The 18,255-nt window shown below is 27.6% G+C and carries 22 protein-coding genes and 1 pseudogene; 10 read left to right on the top strand and 13 right to left on the bottom strand.

What is annotated here, in order from left to right; all coding sequences use genetic code 11:
• The first annotated feature begins 1 nt into the window (after nucleotide 1).
• From L8W40_RS02970 to L8W40_RS02950, 5 genes are read left to right on the top strand one after another with little or no spacing between them, the layout of a single operon-like run.
• A complete protein-coding gene (locus L8W40_RS02970) occupies nucleotides 2–325 on the top strand; it encodes a hypothetical protein (RefSeq protein WP_133319383.1) in 324 nt (107 codons plus the stop codon).
• Nucleotides 297–1,688: a pilus (MSHA type) biogenesis protein MshL gene (gene mshL, locus L8W40_RS02965; protein WP_263664625.1), complete on the top strand. Its 1,392-nt coding sequence runs from the start codon at nucleotides 297–299 to the stop codon at nucleotides 1,686–1,688. The genes L8W40_RS02970 and mshL overlap by 29 nt, the downstream gene beginning before the upstream one ends.
• The gene (locus tag L8W40_RS02960; RefSeq protein WP_263660516.1) at nucleotides 1,669–1,998 is read left to right on the top strand and encodes a CDC27 family protein; all 330 of its coding nucleotides are present in this window, start codon (nucleotides 1,669–1,671) and stop codon (nucleotides 1,996–1,998) included. Before mshL ends, L8W40_RS02960 begins: the two co-directional genes overlap by 20 nt.
• Entirely contained in the window at nucleotides 1,991–3,508 is a 1,518-nt protein-coding gene (locus tag L8W40_RS02955; RefSeq protein WP_263664624.1) for a GspE/PulE family protein, read from the top strand. The genes L8W40_RS02960 and L8W40_RS02955 overlap by 8 nt, the downstream gene beginning before the upstream one ends.
• Entirely contained in the window at nucleotides 3,505–4,665 is a 1,161-nt protein-coding gene (locus L8W40_RS02950) for a type II secretion system F family protein (protein ID WP_263660514.1), read from the top strand. The genes L8W40_RS02955 and L8W40_RS02950 overlap by 4 nt, the downstream gene beginning before the upstream one ends.
• Here the strand turns inward: L8W40_RS02950 and L8W40_RS02945 are convergent.
• From L8W40_RS02945 to L8W40_RS02895, 11 genes are read right to left on the bottom strand one after another with little or no spacing between them, the layout of a single operon-like run.
• The gene (locus tag L8W40_RS02945) at nucleotides 4,662–5,414 is read right to left on the bottom strand and encodes a TSUP family transporter (RefSeq protein ID WP_263664623.1); all 753 of its coding nucleotides are present in this window, start codon (nucleotides 5,412–5,414) and stop codon (nucleotides 4,662–4,664) included. The two genes, L8W40_RS02950 and L8W40_RS02945, sit on opposite strands and share 4 nt — an antisense overlap.
• Nucleotides 5,399–6,148: a TIGR02757 family protein gene (locus L8W40_RS02940; protein WP_263664622.1), complete on the bottom strand. Its 750-nt coding sequence runs from the start codon at nucleotides 6,146–6,148 to the stop codon at nucleotides 5,399–5,401. The genes L8W40_RS02945 and L8W40_RS02940 overlap by 16 nt, the downstream gene beginning before the upstream one ends.
• The gene (flgK, locus tag L8W40_RS02935; protein WP_263664621.1) at nucleotides 6,148–7,977 is read right to left on the bottom strand and encodes a flagellar hook-associated protein FlgK; all 1,830 of its coding nucleotides are present in this window, start codon (nucleotides 7,975–7,977) and stop codon (nucleotides 6,148–6,150) included. Before flgK ends, L8W40_RS02940 begins: the two co-directional genes overlap by 1 nt.
• A 10-nt stretch (nucleotides 7,978–7,987) precedes the next feature.
• Nucleotides 7,988–8,422: a flagellar export chaperone FlgN gene (gene flgN, locus L8W40_RS02930; protein WP_133319375.1), complete on the bottom strand. Its 435-nt coding sequence runs from the start codon at nucleotides 8,420–8,422 to the stop codon at nucleotides 7,988–7,990.
• 42 nt (nucleotides 8,423–8,464) lie between these two features.
• Nucleotides 8,465–8,671, bottom strand: a complete 207-nt coding sequence (locus tag L8W40_RS02925) for a flagellar biosynthesis anti-sigma factor FlgM (protein WP_263664620.1) — start codon at nucleotides 8,669–8,671, stop codon at nucleotides 8,465–8,467.
• Between the two features lie 60 nt (nucleotides 8,672–8,731).
• Entirely contained in the window at nucleotides 8,732–9,097 is a 366-nt protein-coding gene (locus L8W40_RS02920) for a rod-binding protein (RefSeq protein WP_207921002.1), read from the bottom strand.
• Nucleotides 9,097–10,143 (bottom strand): flagellar basal body P-ring protein FlgI, encoded by a 1,047-nt coding sequence (locus L8W40_RS02915; RefSeq protein ID WP_133319373.1) that lies wholly within the window; start codon nucleotides 10,141–10,143, stop codon nucleotides 9,097–9,099. Before L8W40_RS02915 ends, L8W40_RS02920 begins: the two co-directional genes overlap by 1 nt.
• Nucleotides 10,144–10,201: 58 nt before the next feature.
• Nucleotides 10,202–10,858: an RsmD family RNA methyltransferase gene (locus L8W40_RS02910; RefSeq protein ID WP_133319372.1), complete on the bottom strand. Its 657-nt coding sequence runs from the start codon at nucleotides 10,856–10,858 to the stop codon at nucleotides 10,202–10,204.
• Nucleotides 10,851–11,246 (bottom strand): hypothetical protein, encoded by a 396-nt coding sequence (locus L8W40_RS02905; RefSeq protein WP_263659833.1) that lies wholly within the window; start codon nucleotides 11,244–11,246, stop codon nucleotides 10,851–10,853. The genes L8W40_RS02910 and L8W40_RS02905 overlap by 8 nt, the downstream gene beginning before the upstream one ends.
• The gene (locus tag L8W40_RS02900) at nucleotides 11,230–11,934 is read right to left on the bottom strand and encodes a hypothetical protein (protein WP_263659832.1); all 705 of its coding nucleotides are present in this window, start codon (nucleotides 11,932–11,934) and stop codon (nucleotides 11,230–11,232) included. Before L8W40_RS02900 ends, L8W40_RS02905 begins: the two co-directional genes overlap by 17 nt.
• A gap of 9 nt (nucleotides 11,935–11,943) precedes the next feature.
• Nucleotides 11,944–12,582, bottom strand: coding sequence for a DUF5644 domain-containing protein (locus L8W40_RS02895; RefSeq protein WP_263664619.1), 639 nt, complete (start codon nucleotides 12,580–12,582; stop codon nucleotides 11,944–11,946).
• Nucleotides 12,583–12,679: 97 nt separating this feature from the next.
• Here L8W40_RS02895 and L8W40_RS02890 point away from each other — a divergent pair, with 97 nt between their 5' ends.
• From L8W40_RS02890 to fldA, 5 genes are all read left to right on the top strand, one after another.
• Nucleotides 12,680–13,501 carry a thiamine-phosphate kinase gene (locus tag L8W40_RS02890; protein WP_263660509.1) on the top strand — a complete coding sequence of 274 codons (822 nt, stop codon included), beginning with the start codon at nucleotides 12,680–12,682 and terminating at the stop codon, nucleotides 13,499–13,501.
• Nucleotides 13,470–14,603: a tRNA pseudouridine(13) synthase TruD gene (gene truD / locus L8W40_RS02885; RefSeq protein WP_263664662.1), complete on the top strand. Its 1,134-nt coding sequence runs from the start codon at nucleotides 13,470–13,472 to the stop codon at nucleotides 14,601–14,603. The genes L8W40_RS02890 and truD overlap by 32 nt, the downstream gene beginning before the upstream one ends.
• Before the next feature lie 86 nt (nucleotides 14,604–14,689).
• Nucleotides 14,690–15,007, top strand: coding sequence for a DUF2325 domain-containing protein (locus tag L8W40_RS02880; RefSeq protein WP_039666680.1), 318 nt, complete (start codon nucleotides 14,690–14,692; stop codon nucleotides 15,005–15,007).
• Nucleotide 15,008: 1 nt separating this feature from the next.
• Complete coding sequence (locus L8W40_RS02875) at nucleotides 15,009–15,701, top strand: hypothetical protein (RefSeq protein WP_263664618.1); 693 nt, start codon at nucleotides 15,009–15,011, stop codon at nucleotides 15,699–15,701.
• Nucleotides 15,702–16,193, top strand: coding sequence for a flavodoxin FldA (fldA, locus tag L8W40_RS02870; RefSeq protein WP_133319365.1), 492 nt, complete (start codon nucleotides 15,702–15,704; stop codon nucleotides 16,191–16,193).
• Between the two features lie 24 nt (nucleotides 16,194–16,217).
• Here fldA and L8W40_RS08120 read toward each other — a convergent pair whose 3' ends face one another.
• Both L8W40_RS08120 and L8W40_RS08115 read right to left on the bottom strand, forming a co-directional pair.
• A complete protein-coding gene (locus L8W40_RS08120) occupies nucleotides 16,218–16,742 on the bottom strand; it encodes a methyl-accepting chemotaxis protein (RefSeq protein WP_393921402.1) in 525 nt (174 codons plus the stop codon).
• Nucleotides 16,743–17,546: 804 nt separating this feature from the next.
• Nucleotides 17,547–18,215: pseudogene (locus L8W40_RS08115) on the bottom strand (cache domain-containing protein); the annotation flags it as partial.
• Nucleotides 18,216–18,255: the final 40 nt, after the last annotated feature.

The raw sequence follows: 18,255 nt of genomic DNA, 5'->3' as shown, positions 1-18,255 counted from the left end.
TTTGTTTCGAATTTTTTTTCTTGTTTTATGGGTAATTAATGCTTTTGGTGTTAATTATCCATTTTTAAATCAAAATTGTTATGTTGATAATTTAATTTCAATTCAAGATCCTTTTTTTAAAAAGACTACAAATATAAAATCTAATTTTTCTTTGCAAGCTATTGTTTCAAATAAGATTAAGATTAATGATAAGTGGTATGCTTTAAACGATTATATTGATGGTTTTAAAATAGTTGAAATTAGAAATTCTCAAGTTGTATTAAAAAAGGAAGAAAAAATAATGGTTGTAAATTTGTATGAAAAAAATAGTATTTTTATGTATTAATTTTTTGTTTTTTACAAATGTATTTGCCATGCAGTGTAATCAGCATTTTTTTAATATAAGAGTAGAAAACAAAACTTCTTTGCTTGAAATTTTAAATGAACTCGGAAGAGAGTGTGATTTTAGTATTATTATCAAAGATATTTTTGCTCAAGAAAAATTAATGCATGCTCAAAATTATTTACATATAAAGAAAATGTCTTTAAGAGAGATTTTTAAGCTTTTATTGGTGGAAAACAATCTTGCTTATGAATACGATAAAAATGCTTTAAAAATTTATGGAAAACAAGTTAAAACTTTTAAAGTGCATTATATAAGTTCTATTAGAGAAGGACAAAGTATTACTAAAGCTTCAGTGGATTCTAGACCAAAACAAGGAGATTATGATAATTATAAAGAAGTAGATAATTTAGTTATTAGTACTGATAAATTTGATTTTTGGGAGAAAATTTCAGAAGAAATTCAAGCTTTGTTGGATGAAAATACAACTAAACCTATTGTCAATACTAATGCAGGAATTATTACTTTAAATGCAACTCCATATGAACTTGCAAGAGTTGGAAAATATTTAGATGACTTAAATAAAAGACTTAAAAAACAAGTTTTAATTGATGTAAGTATTGTTGCTGTGCATTTAAACAAAAATCATTCAAGTGGAATTAATTGGCAAGAACTTGCTTTTAAACTTAATGGTGATGATAATGATTTTATAATTAATAAAGATGGTGTTAGAAATATTAACTTAAAAGCAAATATTGAAACTAAAGCTATTTTAAATTTATTACAAGAAAATGGTAAAACAACTATACTTTCTAACCCAAAACTTATGGCTTTAAACAATCAGCAAGCTATTATTTCTATAGGCGATACAATAAATTATCAAGTAAAAGAAAGTTCTAAAGGAACAGAAAATGGTACAATAGTTAGTGAAATATATAATAATTATTCTATTTTTGTAGGAATTTTACTTAATATATTGCCTGAAATTTCAGATGATCATAAAATTATGCTTAGGATTAATCCAAGCTTGAGTGATTTTAAATATAGTTTTGATAATCATAGACAAAGCAAACCAAGAAATATAGCGCCAGATACTATACAAAAAAAGCTTTCTACTGTAGTTGAAGTTGATGATGGGCAAACTTTAATTTTAGGCGGATTGATTAGTAAAAATACCATTAATAATCATAATGAAATAAGCATTTTATCTAAAATTCCACTTTTTGGAGCTTTATTTCAAGGAAAACAAAATTATGAAGATATTAGCGAAATAGTTTTTATTATCAAACCAAGTTTAGTAAAAACTAATAATAAAATTTTAAGTTTAAAAGACCTAGGTTTTCAGCATGAAGATGATATGTTTTAAAATCTTAATATGTTTTTCTTTTTTAAATGCTATAGAAATTCAAAACAATAGTTTCGATCAAAACATATTTTATGAAAAATTCATTAATCAACCAAACTATGAAAATGCTTTAAATTTAGCAAAATATTTTTATCAAAATAAAGAATACAAACAAGCAGTTTTTTGGGCTATGGAAGCCAATGATTTTGATTTATTGCAAAAAGAAGCTTGGCTTGTTTTTATTAATGCTAAAATAAAACTCGGAAGATATGAAGATGCTTTAATAGCTAAAAAAGAATACGAAAAGCTTTTGGAGATTTATTTTGAGTGATACACATCAAAAATTAAAAAACTTAAGTGAGTATTCTTTAAAAGAAATTGCTTCTCAATATAAAATGGAATTTTTAAATTTAAATCAAACTTTTGATTTTGAAAAATATCTTCACATTTTGCCTTTTTCTTTAATAGAACAACATGATATTTTTTGTTTTTATGAAGATGATGAAAATATCCATATAGCTTCCTTTAAACCATTGGAAGAGAATGTTTTAGAAAAAATACAAAATTTATATCGTTTTAAAACTATCAAGATTTTTCTTTGTGTTTTTACGCAATTTGAATTTTTGCTAGAAAGGGTTAAATTTTTAATTAAATTTCAAAATCATCTTAATAGATTAGAGCTTAGTTTGAAAAGTGATGAAAATAAAGATGAATTTTTATTAGAGCAGTTTTTGAATTTAATTTTAACTTATGCTTGTTTTTTAAGAGCAAGTGATATCCATTTAGAACCTTTAGAAAATGAAGTATATATAAGATTTAGAATAGATGGGGAGTTAAAATATATATATAGTTTTGATGCAAAATCATACCAAGCCTTATTGATGCATGTAAAAATTATTGCTTTGCTTAATGTAGCTGAACAAAGACAAGCTCAAGATGGGAGTTTTTCTAAAATCATTTTAGAGCAAAAATATGATTTTAGAGTTTCAATTATACCTTTATTATTTGGACAAAGCATAGTGTTTAGAATTTTAAAACAAGATGGATATGTTTTAAAACTTGATAAACTTTTTATCAAAGAAGAAAATTTAATTCAGCTGAAAATACACACGAATGCACCTTATGGTCTGATTTTGTTTTGTGGGCCAACAGGGAGTGGTAAAAGTACTTTTATGCATGCTATTTTAAATGAAATTGAACAAAGTAAAAAAATCATCACTCTAGAAGATCCTATAGAATATAAACTTAAATATGCTCAACAAATTCTTTTAAATTCTAAAGCTGGATTTGATTTTCATAAAGCTTTAAGAGCAGTTTTAAGACACGATCCTGATGTGATTATGATAGGTGAAATTAGAGATGAGGATAGTTTGGATATAGTTTTAAAAGCTTCTTTAAGCGGACATTTAGTTTTAAGTACCCTACACACTAATGGCGCTATAGAAGCTATTTTTAGAATGAAGCATATGGGTGCAAGAGAATACTTAATAGCTCATTCTCTTAATTTAATTATAGCTCAACGATTAGTAAGAAAACTATGTGAATGTAAAGAACCTAACAAGGAAAAATTTTACTTTCAAAATCAAGTTTTTGAAGGAAAATTTTACAAAGCAAAAGGTTGTGTTGAGTGTATGTATAGTGGATATAAAGGGCGTTTGATGGTAGCTGAATTTTTATTTTTAGATCATAATTTAAAAAATATGATAGAAAATAATGAAAATTATGAAAATATTTCAGCATACGCTTTAAAAAAAGATTTTTTGACTTTAGGTATGGATGCTTTAGAAAAGGCGAAACTTGGCTTAACAAGTATAGATGAGTTAAGAAAGATTAGTTTTTGAAAAAATTTGTTATTTTTTATGTATTAAATAAAGAGCAAAAACAATATATAATAAGGGCTAGAAATTTATATGAAGCTAGAAATTTTGCGTTAAAGTCATTTGTAAATATTATTAGTGTTGAAGAATATTTCAAACCGATAAAACATAAAATCAAAGAAGAAGAGCTTATTTTCATTCTTAAGGATTTAAATATGATCTTAAAGGCAGGATTAAGCTTACAGGAAGCAATTTTAGAATTTTTAAAATCAAGCTATGAAAAACAAAATATTAAAATTTTTAATACAATTTATAATAAACTCAATAATGGAAGTTCTTATAATGAAGCCTTTAAAGATATTTTAAATTCTAGAGAATGTGCTATTTTAAAAATTTGTGATGGCAGAGAAGATTTACATAAGGCTCTTGATATTATTATTAGTTTAAAAGAAAAAAATCTTCATAGTTTTAAGCAGTTAAAAAAGGCTATAGCTTATCCACTTTTCGTTTTTATGTGTATTATTTTTGCTTTTTTTATTCTTATAACTTTAGTTTTGCCTGAATTTAAAACTTTATTTTTACAACTTGAATTGGATTTGCCAAAAATCACTCAAATTCTTTTTATTATAGCTGATTTTTTTAGTCATTTTTATATGATTATTTTATTAAATATAGGATTTTTTATAATACTTACTTATTCTTTTAGGAAGTCTTTGTTTTTTCATAGAATTCTTTTTTATTCTCCCATTTTTGGAAAAATAATATTTTATCAAGATAAATTTTGTTTTTTCTTAATTTTTTCATATTTATTAAAAGCAGGGGTGGATATAAAAAGAGCTTTTGAACTTGCTTGTGAAGGTATAGAAAATCAATTCTTTAAAAACAAAATGTTTATTATAAAGACTTCATTTGAATCAGGACTTGATTTAGCTCAAGCTTTTTCTAACACAAAGCTTTTTGAGCCTTTTGTGATAAGAATGTTAAATTTAGCTTTAAAAAGTTCTAAATTAGATGAAAGTACTTATGAGCTTGCTTTGTTTTATGAGTATAAAAAAGAAAATTATACTCAAAAGCTTTTGAGTGTTTTGGAGCCTTTGATGACAATTTTTATGGCGAGTTTGATTTTAGTTTTAGCCTTGGGTGTATTTTTACCTATGTGGCAAATTAGTCAAGAAATTTAAGCAAGATAATCATAAGCAACCTTAGCTATAGTTAAAGCAACCATAATCAAAAAGAGTTTTTTGATAAAAGTTCCTTGTGTTTTTAAGACTAGTTTTGATCCTATAAAAGCACCTAAAATTTGGCCTATACCCATTAAAATACCAACTTTCCAAAGCACCTCATAAGAGTATAAAAATACCCCTAAAGCTACTACATTGCTAGTAAAATTTAAGATTTTAGTATTAATGCTTGCATTTTTCATGCTAAAACCAAGAAATATCACGCAAGCAAAAATCCAAAAAGATCCAGTACCAGGTCCTAAAAAACCATCATAAAAACCAAGTAGCAAGCCAAAGATAATTTGAAAGCTTGTAGTGCGCATTTTAGCTTTATTATGTACATGGCCTAAATCAGGCTTGAAAATAGTGTAAAAAAAGATTAAAACAAGGCAAATTAATACAATGATTTTAACAGCATTTTGATCTATTAGTAAGACTGCATAAGTTCCAATGGCAGCTCCAATAGCAGTAAATAAAATTCCCAAAGCTATCTTTTCTATATGCATAGATTTTCTATAAGCTAAAACCGCAGTGAGTGATCCAAAGGTACTTTGAAGTTTATTAGTAGCTAGGGCTAAATGAGGAGGAATACCACAAGCAAATAAAGCAGGTATGGTAATAAGCCCACCACCGCCTACAATCGCATCAACACAACCTGCAAAAGCAGCAACAAAGAATAAAATCACATAATAAGTTAATTCAAGCTCCATAAGCTTTCCTTGTTTTGTCCGATTCTATATAGAGCAAAATCATATTTTATAGGATCAGCAGGATCGAATTTTTTAAGACTTTGCGTAAGTTCTAAAACACTTTTAAAATCATAAATCTTACGCTTTAAAAGCTTAAGTTTTAATGAAACTTTATGAGTATGAGTATCTAAGGGTATGAGTAAGTCTTTTTTATCGATATTTTTAAACAAACCTAAATCTAATTCATCTTTTCTTACCATCCACCTAAGATACATATTATATCTTTTTAAAGGACCTTTTGGAATGTTAAATTCTTTTGAAAAGAAAAATTCATAACCATAACTTTTATAAGGATTAAGCTTGTAAATTGTTTCTATAAAAATTTTTATCGCTTGTGTGATATTTTGTTCTTTTTGATAAGTTTTGGTAAAAATATTTTCTATACTATCTTCATTTTTTAAGCGCTTGAGTGTGATAAAAATTTGAGCTATATCTTGAGAGTTTTGAAAGCGGTATTTTAGATTTTTACATTCTTTTTTAATAATCTCATCGCTTTTCTCAAGCAAGGAAAAATCAAGTTTATTTAAAAAATTTACAATATTTTTAGCATTTCCATAGGCAAATAAAGCACAAAGCAAGGCTATATTTTCATCTTTATAAACACTTGCAATTTGTAAAGGATCAGGATGAGAGAAAAGCTCTTTTTGAGTGTTTTTGCTTAAAATTGCTTCATCTAAAAGAGCTTTAATTTGCATTAAGATTTTAAACCAAGTAAGGTTTCAAGCATTTGATCAACGGTAGTTACGATTTTAGCTGCAGCGCCATAACTTGCTTGATATTGTATGAGTGCTGCTAATTCTTCATTGGTATTTACACCACTTTTTGATTGATATTCTGCATAAGCTGTATTAAATACCGTCATATTAGTTGCATGCGCAAAGCCATTGCTTTCAGCATCTGAAGCAATTTGGCCTGTAAATTTTCTATAATATCCATCTAAAGTCATAGTATCTACTGTACCATCTTTATTATAAAAATTTACTTTTTGATTTTGAAGTTGCAACATAGCATTAGCTACATCGTTATTTCCATCAACTCCGTTTGAACTTGCTTTTAAGCTATTTGGATCATTTCTAATGCTTGAATTTACATTAATGCTACTTGCATCTTGACCATTGAAAAATGAAGATACATTTAAAGCGCCTGGGAAATTTGTGCCATTGTCCTTAAAAGCTATTTTATAACCTTTTTTTAAGCCATTGATTTGGAAATTTCCACTATCACTTTTTCCATCATAATGATAAAAGGCTTGAAAATAATCATTTAAATCATTACCGCTAACACCATCTTTATTATCATCAACATCTGCATTGATTTGTTTAATAACATCTTCTATAGTGGTATTAACATCTATTTTTATAGTTCTAGTAGCAACCGGCTCACCTTTTTCATCATAAACTGTGATGTCAAAGCTTCCTGCTTGGATGTTTTTATCATAACTCATTAAAGAAGTATCAGATTTTAAACCTTTTAAATCATCTGAATTTACTTTATCGGTTGCTGCTTGAGCATAGACATTATTAGTTTGAGTTATGAGTGTTTTTGTAAAGGTATTGAGCATATCTTTATACTCTTGTAATTTTCCATCGCTGTAAGTATCATGATTGCCATCATAATTTCTACCTCTAAGATCAAGTTGAGCACCAAGCTGTCCGCCTGAAATTTTGCTTGTTAAATCATAGCGGTTTTCATCATTTACTTCATAATAAATTTGATAAAAACCATTAGGGTTGTTATTATCTAATTTTAAAGGGTGAAAGCTAGAGCCATTTACTATACTAAAACCTTGAATACTTAAATCATAATATCTTCCAGAATCAGTCATGGTAGATTCTAAAGTACTATCTTGAGAGCTTGTTCCTTTCCAAGCAACAGCATTAACTAACTTTGAAAGTCTAAGTTCAAGTTCATCTCTTTTGTCTCTTAGTTGATTTGCATTATCGGTAGGTAAAACTTCTTCATTTTCAAGTTGTTTATTAATATTTGCAATTTCTTGACCAATGTTATTAATCTCATCTACGGTTTGTTGAATTTGCTCATTAACGGTTTGTTGCATTTTGCTAAGATCTTGTAATGTTTTTTGTATGTTTTGAGCTAATGTGTTTGCACTATTAACAAGATCTATTTTACTTGCTCCATCGCTTGGGTTGGAAGCAAAGTTATTCCACGCATCATAGTAATTTTTATAATCTTGTAAAATACCAGTTCCTTGCATATCAGGAAATCTTTGACTTGCTTCTTGTAAAATTTGTCCTAAATAATTTGTATAGTTTTGTTGAGTAGTGGCGTTTTTTAGCTCATAATAAGAATGCTCATCATGCAATCTTTTAATAGTATCAATTTGCGTACCTGTTCCTAAGTGTAAGCCACCTCTATCAAGAGACATACCTGAACTTTGCACCGCTCTTTGTCTAGTATAAAATACTGCATTTGCATTAGAGATATTGTTACCTGTGGTATTGATTTGAAGTTCAGCAGCTCTTATACCACTAACCCCTGTATATAAACTATCAAAAATTCCCATGACTTAGCCTTTAAACATTGATCTTAAATAATGAATCTGGAATTGTCTTATTATCCCCATAAGCATTATTTGTTCCATTTTGTTCAAACATTGTATTTAAAAGATTGTCGTAAAAATTTTTAATAATAAGAGCCAATTTAGCATATTCTTTATTTTTTTGATGTAAGGTGTTTAAATTTTGCTTTAAAAGAGCAAGTTTTTCTTTATCTTCATCATCTAAAAGTTCGTCTAAACCCTTATTGTTTCCTTGATTGCTAAGTTCTACTAAAGCCTTATCAAGATTTTTTTTAGCAATTTGAAAATCATTTACAAGTTTAGTTTTTTCTTCTACGCTTTTGCTAACATGTTGGTGATTAGCAGCTTGAATTTGAGCTATATCTTCTAAAGTAAGATTGATGAGTTTTTCTAAAATAGAATTTGTTTTGTCTAAGTGTTGTTTAACCATTTTTTATCCTTTCTTAGGCACTAACCCAAAAAAGGATAAAAATTATAATAAAGAATCTACTATTGCTTTTGAAGTGGCTTGCAAGTCTATTTTATACTCGCCATTCTTTATTTGTGAAGCAATAAAAGATGCCTTATTTTCTTCTACCTTTTGAGTTTCTTTTGCCTTGCTATTTTCTTTGTTTTCTGTTTTATTTATATCGCTAGTAGCAACTTGAGCCACATAGCTTTGATGTATAGGGTTTATCATTTTAAGCCTCCAGTTCTATTGAAAAACTCTAAGAACCATATCGACACTTAAAAAAATAACTTAACGCCTTTCTTTTAAATAATCAAATAATAATTTTGAAAAACCTAAACCACCACTTAATGCTTTACTCATAGTATCATTATACATAGATGAATAAATTTCATCACTTGCATCTTTTCCAAATAAAGAATTTTCTTGTTTTAAAGAAATATCCAAAACACTTTTGATTAAGAAAGCTTCAAAAGCATCGGTTTGTTCTTTTAAAGCTTTATCTTCATCATTTAATGCTTGTATATGAGTTAAATCATTTTTAAAAGCACTATCTGCATAGTTTTTAGCAGCCTTATAGCTATTATTATGCTTGGTAATGTTTTCATAAAGCTCACTGCTGTAATTTTTGCTCGCTAAATAATTATCAACTCTCATCATATCACCTCTAATTCAGCACTGATTGCACCAGCTCTTTTTAGATTTTGCATAATAGCTATGATATCATTTGGTGCTGCTCCAAGTTTATTTAACATTCTAGCTATGTTTGCTACTGTTGTTTTATTGTTTGTGATTTTTAAAGTATTAGATACAGGGTCTAAAATACCACCATCTTTCATATCGATTTCATTTTGTCCTAAAGCTACGGTATTGTTTGGATCAATTTTTATAGTAATATCTTTATGAGTAATTAATATAGGTTCAACTTCTATATTTACTCCCGCAACGATAGTTCCTGTTCTTTCATCAATGATTACTTTGCTTTCTGGGGTATAAGCTATATCTTGTTCTAATACTCTTGCCATAAATTCAACATGAGAAAATTCTTCAGGTTTTGTTAATTTTATAGTTCTAGAATCTAAAGCTTTTGCTATATCTGCGTCAAAAATAGTATTTAAAACTCTTTCTATATTATTAGCTGTTTTAAAATCTGCTTCTTTTAAGCTTAAAATCAAATCTTCGCTTTGACTAAAGTTTTGTGGAATTTCTCTTTCTACTACAGCGCCATTAATAACATTTGCTGAGGTTGAGTGTGTTCCTGCTGCACCCGGTCTTGGGCTAAGTCCACCTATAGCTAATGAACCTTGAGCTACTGCATAAATCTCTCCATCAACTCCTTTTAGAGCTGTCATAAGTAAGGTTCCACCTTGTAAAGATTTTGCATCACCTAAAGAAGCTACACTTACATCAAGTTTATCTCCGCTTCTTGCAAAAGCAGGAAGTTTTGCTGTTACCATTACTGCTGCTGTATTTTTTGATTTTATATCGCCTGGGCTAACTTTTACATTCATACCTTGAAGCATATTTGAAATAGATTGTAGAGTAAATTCGCTACTTGTACCATCTCCACTTCCATTTAAACCAACAACCAAACCATATCCTATAAGTTGGTTATCTCTAACACCCACTACATTGGTAAGTTCTTTAATAGTAGCTGCAAAAACGCTTAGATTTAATACCAAGCAAAATAATAATATTCTCATCGATTCTTCCTTTAATCTATGCTATTTTCATAAAATTAAAGCAAAAAAAGTTCCAAATTTATATAAAGGAGTAAAAACTTAGAGTAGTTGAGCCAAATTTTTTTTCTTTAGTTTTTTCATAATCTTGTATTTTAGTTGGAGTTTTAAAAGTGCTGTGGTGTTCTATGATAATGATTTTTACATTTGAATTTTGTATATTTTCTATCAATTTTAAAGTTTTTTCATAAATATCAAAAAAACCTTCTCTAATATCAAATGGAGGATCAAGATATAAAATAATATCTTCTTTAGAATTTTGAATAATTTGAGGAGTTTTTTTAAAAGTATCATCATTAAAACAAAGGGTATTTTGATCAACACCAGAAGCGTTTTTTAAAGCTATTTCATAAGCCTTTTTATCTTTTTCTATGGCATAACTTTTTAAACAACCATTGCTTCTTGCTTCTAATGCCATCAAAGCACTTCCTCCAAAGGCCTCTATAAAAACCTTATCTTGTAAAGAAAAACGCAAAACATTAAAAACACATGATTTTACTATGCTTTTAGTGCTTCTTGTGGTATCTAGGCTAGGAAGTAAAATTTTTTTACCCTTATAAATTCCACTTTCTATAGTGGTGTAAATTTTTTGAGCTTGTTTTTTTGAGCTTGTTTTTTTATCCTCTTTGTAATTTTTTAAAAAATCTCTTACGCTTTGATATTCTTGTGTTTTATGCATTATTATTTTCTTCTTTGATAAGATTTTTTAACTCTGTTTTATAAAGATCAAATATTGCATCGATTTTTTCATGACTTTCTTGGCGTAGTTGTTCTAAAATGGCTTCACATTTTTGATTCATAATTTTTTTCTCACGCATTGCTATTTTATAGGCAATATTTTGCAAGCTTGCATTGAAATCATTTAAAGCACATAGCAACTCTTCTATGTTAAAAGGGTGAGTTAAGAAATTTGATTTTTTGTTGATGATAAATTGTGGCTTTTGTGTGTTGATTTTTTCATCACAGACTAAAAAATCACAATCTTTTTTTAAAACTAAAAAATCTTTTAAAGCAATTTCTAAAGTTTTTTCTAAAATTAAATCCTTGCATTCAAGAGCGATTTTCATTGACTAAACTCACTTTTAATTTGTGTTTTTTTAAAGTGTATGGTACTATACCTAGAGCTAAATTTGCAAGCTCTGCGAAACTTAAAATATAAAAATCTTCAAAATTTCTATTTGAAATTGCTTGTAATTCTTTAGAACACTTATCAAACATATAAAAAGAATAAAAATCTTCTACAACTAAAAAATCACAACCACTATCATAAGCATCTAAAATGATTGCTGCTGCACTTTTATAAGCTAATTGCGCATTTAAACTTAAGAACCCATAGCCACAACTCTTATATTTTCTTTCAAAATCAATTATATTTGCTTTAAGAATCTTAGCAAGTTCTAAAGAGCAATTAGCATAGGAAAATCCTTGATATACACCTATGTTAAATTTATCAAAAAAATATTTAATGTGTTCTGTTTTTAAGTATTTTAAAAAAAACTCTGGAGCGTATTTAATCTTATCGATTTTACTCATAATTTCATAAGAGCTATATTCGCAAGCTAAGATATTATTCTCATCCATCATTCTAGAATATTCATCTAAAATATCTTTAGGATCATAGTCAATAATAAAATAATTTTTACCCAAAGGTTTTTCACATAATGTGCTTTCAACACTGACTGTATCTAAGACATTTTTGATAATATCAAAATAACAAAATAAATCATTATTGCTATTGGTGTAAATTTTATACATTTTAATTCCTTAAAAAATACTTCTTGCAAGACCTGATTTTACAAGCATAACTTTTAATTCTTTGATGTAAGATTTATAGTCAAGCTCATTAGATGAAATAAAATTTTTGAATTTAGTATGATAATAAATTCCTTTTTCTTCATCTGCTATCAATTTTAAAAATTGTGGAGTTTTTTCTGGATATTTAAGTAGCATTTTATAGGCAAATATAAAGAAACTATCTCCTAGATATTCAGGTAGAAATTCTCTTACTTCGCTTGTATAATATAAAAAGTCATATTGCTTGTAAAGCTCTATATCATGTATGTCAATAAGTCCTTTAAAAAGCTCAAGTTTTTCTAAAAAATCACTCTTATCCATGATCAAGTCTTTAATAGCTCTTTTAGTATCGAGTGGTTCTATGATGAGTTCTTTCCCAAATCTTTCAATAATATTACTTAAATCTCTTCTTTGTCTAATGGTAACTTGATTAACTTTAATACAACTTTCTGGGTTTTCTTCAAAATCAAAATATATATCATCTTTTTTAATCTGACTTAAAATATCATAAACACTTTTAAAATTTTTACTATCATAAACATATGGTTTATAATAAGCTAAATAATCACTATCTTTATCAAAACGAAAAATTCTTAAAGTTATTTGCATTTTTTATCCTTGGTATTATTTTTGATTATATACATTTTAAACTTATAAAAATTTGATTATTATATAAAATTAAAAGCTTTTTGTATAAAATATTCACATGGATAAAGAAAAATTTATTATAAATGCTTTTGCAAATTCTATCAACGGAGATGATGGAGCAATCATCGATGGATATTGTTATTCTAAAGATTTATTTTGTGAGGATGTGCATTTTAAACGATCTTGGATGAGTTTAGAGCAAATTGGCGCAAAAGCTATGCTCGTTAATATTTCTGATGCAATTGCTATGAATGCTACACCAAAATACGCTCTTTTGGGGCTTTCTTTACCAAAATGTTTAGAAATGAAACAAGTTAAAGCTTTGCAAAAAGGCTTGCTAGATAGCGCAAAAGAATTTGGGGTGCAAATTATAGGCGGAGATACTATAGCAGATAGGAAAATTAATATTAGTATAACTATTATTTCTAAAGTGAATAAAAGGGCTATTTTTAGAAAAGGTTTAAAAAAGGGAGATTTGCTCGCTTTTAGTGGGAAATTAGGTGAGAGTTTAAAAGGTTTAAATATACTATTTCGCGGTGGAAAATTACATTCTAAACATCGTTTTATAAAACCAAATTTAAGGCAGAAATTTTTTTATGATATAGCAAAAAAAGTCAGAGTAAGTATGGATATTTCAGATGGTTTAAATAAGGATCTATCGAGAATGCTCTTTATAAATCAACTTGGTATAAAATTTCTTAAAAAATTAGATAAATTTAGCTTAAATAGTGCAGAAGAGTATGAAATTTTATTTGCTTTTGATAAAAAACATAAAGTATTTATACAAAATATGGCTAAAAAACATAGAATTAAACTAAATATTTTTGCAAAAACAACAACAGGAAGGTATAAATTTTATGGAAGAGAACATCATTTTTAAGCCCTTATATACTTTAAAACACAGCCCGATAAATGTGTATTTTTCAAAAAATAGTAATGATTTTGTAGTAAGAGAAAAGCCTTTGTATGAATTTAGTGGTAAAGGTGAACATCTTATTTTACATATACAAAAAAAAGATCTAAGCACTAGTGAAGCTTTGAGAATTTTAAGTGAGCAAAGCGGTGTTAAAATGAGAGATTTTGGTTATAGTGGTTTAAAAGATAAACAAGGCTTAACTTTTCAATATATTTCTATGCCTAAAAAATTTGAAGAGGGCTTAAAAAATTTTAAACATGATAAAATGAAAATTTTAGAAAGTTTTTATCATGATAATAAACTTAGAATAGGGCATTTAAAAGGAAATTCATTTTTTGTAAGATTAAAAAAAGTTTCAAAAGTAGATGCTTTAAAAATAGAACAAGCTTTCAAAAATATCCAAGAACAAGGTTTTGCTAATTATTTTGGATATCAGCGTTTTGGTAAATTTCAAGATAATTTTTTACAAGGACTAGAAATTTTAAAAGGTAAAAAAATCAAAAATAAAAAAATACAAGAATTTTTAATTTCTGCCTTTCAAAGCGAACTTTTTAACAGATATTTGAGTAAAAGGGTGGAATTATCACATTTTATCAATGATTTTAGTGAAAAAGAAATAAAACAAATTTATGATTTAGATAAAGATGAAATCAAAAGTTTAAAAAATCAAAAGCAGTTTTTTAAGATTTTAAAAGGTGAAGTTTTAGGGCATTATCCTTTTGGCAAATGCTTTGTATGTGAAGATTTGCCAAGTGAAGTAGAAAGATTTAATCAAAAAGATATTAGTTCTATGGGGCTTTTAATAGGCTCTAAAGCTTATGAAACAAATGAAGGTCTAGCTAAAAAATTAGAAGATGAGATTTTTTCTTTTGCATATGAGTTTAAAGATAAAATGCAAGGTTCAAGACGCTTTATGTGGTCTTATTTGCAAGATTGTAAAAGTTATTATGATGAAGAAAAAGCTCATTTTACTTTAGAATTTTTCTTGCAAAAAGGTTCATATGCTACAGTGGTTTTAGAAGAGATTTTACACGCAGATATTTTTGATCAAACCTATAATACATAATTTTAAAAATTGATATTGAGTATCAGTTAAAATTTATCTTTTATAAATTATAATAACAATTATCATTTTTATAAAAGGAAAGCTCAATGTCAGTTTTGGTTATAGGTGCAGATGAAATTACTCCAATTAAGGCAGTTTTGACAAATTTAGGCGCAAAAAGTATAGAGCATTGGGATGCTAGAAATGAAAATAGGGTAAATAGAAAACCCATTCCACAAAATACTGAATGCATAGTCATGCTTACTAGTTTTTTAAATCACAACACCATGAAAAAAATTAAAACAGAGGCAAAAAAACGCAATATACCTTTGGTTTGTGCTAAACGCAGTGTGAGTTGTGTATATTGTGAATATTGTAAGGTTTTTGGTCTTGATCAAACTTATGAATGTACAAAGAAGGCATAACATGTTTGGTTTTAATAACAAAGAGGATTTGGTACCTAAAATATTTAGAGATTTAGAACAAGAAAATATCAATTTTATTTTTTTGAATTTGTATAATTCTTTGGTGGAAAATGATCTAAAAATATCTTATATTTATGCAAAAAAAGCTACTAGTTTAAGAAATATTTTTGAGTTAAAAATCCAAAATATGATCACAGAAAGGGTTTTTAAATTTAGTAAAATAAAACAATTTTGTCCATATTCTCATAAAATCATCAAAGCATATAAAGAAGGAAATTTAAATAAATTACAGCTTGAAGCAAAGATGCCAAAATATGCTTTAGCTAGATTAATACAAAATGTTTTTATGTCATCAAATTTTATCTTAGATCCACAGGTGGCTTTTGAGTCTTTTGTATATGATAAAATTTGTAAAAGCAATGTAAAGGCAAGGGTAGATATTCAAGAAAATATCATTATTATCAATGATAAAATGGCTATTATGCCTTCTTTTTTTGAAGATAATAAAAAGGATATAAATTTAGCTTTGCAAATTATCAAAAAAAATGTTTTTGAAATATTTTATATTGTGTATCCAAGAAATAAAAATTTTACTCAACATAAAGAAATAAGACATAATTTATGTGAAAATAACAAAACTTTGCTAAAATTAGTTCCCTATACTATTAATAATCAAATTTTAAGGAGATGTTAAATGTCAGTAGCAGTAATTTATGGTAGCTCTATGGGAAATACCGAAGGTGCGGCAAATATGATCGCTCAAAAATTAGGAATTTCAGATGTGTTAAATATTGCAGATATTAATGCAGAAAAAATCAATTCTTATGATAAATTAATCTGCGGAACTTCTACTTGGGGAAGTGGAGATTTTCAAGATGATTGGGATAGTTTTGATTTTTCAGCTTTAAATCTTAGTGGAAAAACCGTTGCAGTTTTTGGTATGGGAGATAGTGAAAGCTACTCAGATACATATTGTAGTGCTATGGGAAAACTTGCTCAGGCTTTAAAAGCAGCAGGTGCAAATTTAGTAGGTTCAGTTTCTACAGGTGGTTATACTTTTGAATCAAGTGATGCGGTAGAAGGAGATAAATTTGTAGGGCTTGCATTAGATAATGATAACCATGAGGATTTAACCGAAAGTAGAATTGATGCTTGGTTAGAACAAATTAAACCTTCTTTTTCTTAAATCTAGATGCCAAAAAGGCATCTTTTAAAATTTCCTTTTTTTTGTTTCACTTAATATATCTTGTGCTAAAGAATCTACTTCATTTGCAATAGCATTTGTATGTATTGCTGTTTGAGAATTTTGTTGTGTAAGTTTTTCTATAGTAGCCACTGACTCATTAATTTGGCTAATATCATTAGCTTCTTCCTTTATAGCTTCACCCATATCATTTATAGACTGGGCTAAGATATTAGTATTAGCTTCAATCTCACCTAAAGACTTTTGAGTTCTTTCTGCTAAGTTTCTAACTTCATCAGCAACAACAGCAAAGCCACGACCATGTTCTCCTGCACGAGCTGCTTCAATAGCTGCATTTAATGCAAGTAGATTAATTTGATCAGCAATATCTGAAATCATAGTGGTAACACTTTTAATATCATTACTTTGTTTAACTACATCTTGTGCTTTGATAGAAATTTCACTCATAGTTGAATTCATTTGCTCTAAAGCTCTTGCACTTTCTTGTAATGATGAGGTTTGATGTGTGGCATCATTTGTAAGTTCATGCATACTTTGTTTGAGTGCTTCGGCTTTTTGATTTAATAACTCACCTTGGTTTAGTGATTTTGAAAGCATGTTTTTGATTTCATTCCCAAGGGCATTGATTGCTTTTTCAACATCGCCTTTTGGGGTATTAATAGCTGCAGTAAAATCTAATTGTTTATAACTATCAAATACCGCTTGAATTTCGTTTAAATTATTACCAATTTTTTGTTGTAAAGTATCAAGCATTTTATTTAAAACATCTATGAGTTCTTGAATTTGTGGATTGTTAGCATGAGAGCTAATGTGTAAATTAAGCTCACCTGTTTCTATTTTTCTAGCAACATTTACAGATTCTTCAATAGCTTTTGCATCTTTACTTAAAGCCTCTTTGATAATATTAATATTTTCATTAATCTCATCAGCCATTTTCCCAAATTCATCTTGAGTTTTTAGTTTAATAGGGTGTGAATGAATGTCTTTATGATTTAAATAGTTAAAGAAATTATGCAAGCCTGAAGATATAATAGCAATTGGCTTAAGATTATAAGAAATGATTATTCTAATAAAAATCAAAGTAATAAAAATAGCAATTAAGGAAATAATAATTTGTTCCATCAATGTTTGTTTAGCTGTATCGCTGTAAAAATCATAATCAGCTATAGAGCAAATAGTATATTTTGGATTGATACTACCATTACAAATTAAAGCTTTGATCCCTTCTTCTTTAGTTTGAATTTTGAAAATATCCCTAGAAAGACCTTTGTTTGCACCTTCAGTTGTTTTAAAATAATTTGAAATAATATCTTTACTAATATTAGTTGAGGTTAAGATTTTGGAAGAATCGGTATGAAAAAGATAAGTTCCATCATCAGCTAAAACAGCAGCATGTGAATAAGGTGTTTTACCTATAGCCAAAACTTCTTCTGAGAATTTTTTCAAATCATAATCAGCAGCAACTACACCTATAACTTTTCCATTGTCTATAATAGGACTAGCATAAGAAATGGTTGGTTTTTGCATGCTAGATGATATGTAAGGATCTGTGACAATTAACTCTCTTTTTTCCTTGGCTTCTTTATACCATCCTCTAGATCTAGGATCATAACCACTTTCTGGAGTTTGATTATTGCCATTTGATCTAAATATAGTTCCATCTTCAAAACCCACATAGGTTAAATCAAAACCCAAAGAATTTCCTATAGAATTTAATAAACTAGTATATTGTGTTGAATTTAGATTATTTTTATTTTCTTTGATGTATTTTGTTAAAGAATTGATCACATTGCGTCTATCGCTTGCGTATAAATCAAATCTTTTACTTACATCAAAAGCAACCTTTTGTTGAAACTGAACTAACAGTGTATGGCTATTGGATTTAGATTTAACATAATTAAAAAAACCTAAAACACATAGCAAAACTACAACAAAAATACAAACTAAGAAAGCTATTTTGTTGGAAAAATTACCTAGTAGGTATTTCTTAATAGAAGAGAGCATTTTTTCTCCTTGATAAAGTCAATATTTGACTTTATGATTA

The sequence above is a fragment of the Campylobacter sp. IFREMER_LSEM_CL1846 genome (genome assembly GCF_025772105.1).
GTDB lineage: Bacteria > Campylobacterota > Campylobacteria > Campylobacterales > Campylobacteraceae > Campylobacter_D > Campylobacter_D lari_D.
Note: the sequence above shows the minus strand (reverse complement) of the source record. Positions and strands in the feature narration are given on the sequence as shown.